This is a genomic window from Vibrio sp. 1249-1, assembly GCF_033340495.1.
In genome coordinates, this window is record NZ_JAWOWJ010000070.1 from 1 (window position 1) to 1,290 (window position 1,290).

General features: G+C 47.4%; 1 protein-coding gene. It reads left to right on the forward strand.

Annotation, left to right across the window (positions count from 1 at the left end; genetic code table 11):
• Positions 1 to 36: 36 nt before the first annotated feature.
• A partial coding sequence (locus R7Z50_RS24290; RefSeq protein WP_318149322.1) for a fructose-specific PTS transporter subunit EIIC occupies positions 37 to 1,290 on the forward strand: 1,254 nt, incomplete at its 3' end.

Consider the following 1,290-nt stretch of genomic DNA (forward strand, 5'->3'; position numbering starts at 1 on the left):
ACTAAATATTTTAATTAATTCATAAGGCGTGAAATTATGAGTACAATCACAGCTCAAGCTAGTAATAATAGCGATTTCAAAAAAATCCTAAGTACCATGAAAGGTCACCTTTTATTCGGTACTTCTCACATGCTTCCATTTATCGTTGCGGGTGGTGTACTTCTGGCGCTGGCGGTAATGGCATCAGGTAAAGGTGCGGTTCCTGCGGACGGTTTATTGGCGGATATTTCTAATATCGGTATTAAAGGTCTGGTGCTGTTCCCAATTATTCTTGGTGGCTTCATTGGTTACTCAATTGCAGACAAACCAGCACTGGCACCAGCGATGATCTCTTCTGGCATCATGGCTGACATGGGCGGCGGCTTCCTTGGTTGTATCGTAGCGGGCTTCATCGCAGGTGGTGTGGTATTCCAACTTAAGAAGATCCCTCTTTCTGCTAACATGACTGCGTTGGGCGCTTACTTCATCTACCCTCTACTAGGTACGCTCATCTCTGCAGGTATCGTTCTATGGGGTATCGGTGAGCCAATCAAGATCTTCATGGCTTCTATGAACGAATTCCTAGCTTCTATGGCTGGCGCTTCTAAAGTGGTTCTAGGTACGATTCTTGGTGGTATGACTGCATTCGATATGGGCGGTCCAATCAACAAAGTAGCAACGCTATTCGCTCAAACTCAAGTTGATACTCAACCATGGCTAATGGGTGGTGTTGGTATCGCAATCTGTACGCCTCCTCTAGGTATGGCGCTAGCAACATTCCTATTCAAGAAGAAGTTCACTAAGCAAGAGCAAGAAGCAGGTAAAGCAGCAGCAATCATGGGTTCTATCGGTATCTCTGAAGGTGCTATCCCATTCGCAGCAAACGACCCTGTACGCGTTCTTCCTTCAATCGTTGCTGGTGGTATCGTTGGCTGTGTGTTCGGCTTCCTAACAGACGTACTGCTACACGCACCATGGGGCGGTCTAATCACAGCACCTGTATCAAGCAACATCCCAATGTACGTTGTGGGTATCGCACTAGGCTCACTAACAACAGCAGTTATCGTTGGCTTCTGGAAACCAGTTGCTGAAGAAGAGGCAGAAGACGAAATCGTTGAAGCAGCACCTGCACAAGCTCAAGCGGCTCCAGCAGCAGGCGAAGGCGAGTACGACATCGTAGCAGTAACATGTTGCCCATCTGGCGTAGCACACACATTCATGGCAGCGAAAGCACTAGAGAAAGCAGGTGCAGCAGCAGGTCTGAAAATCAAAGTAGAAACTCAAGGTCAAAACGGTATCCAGAACCGCATC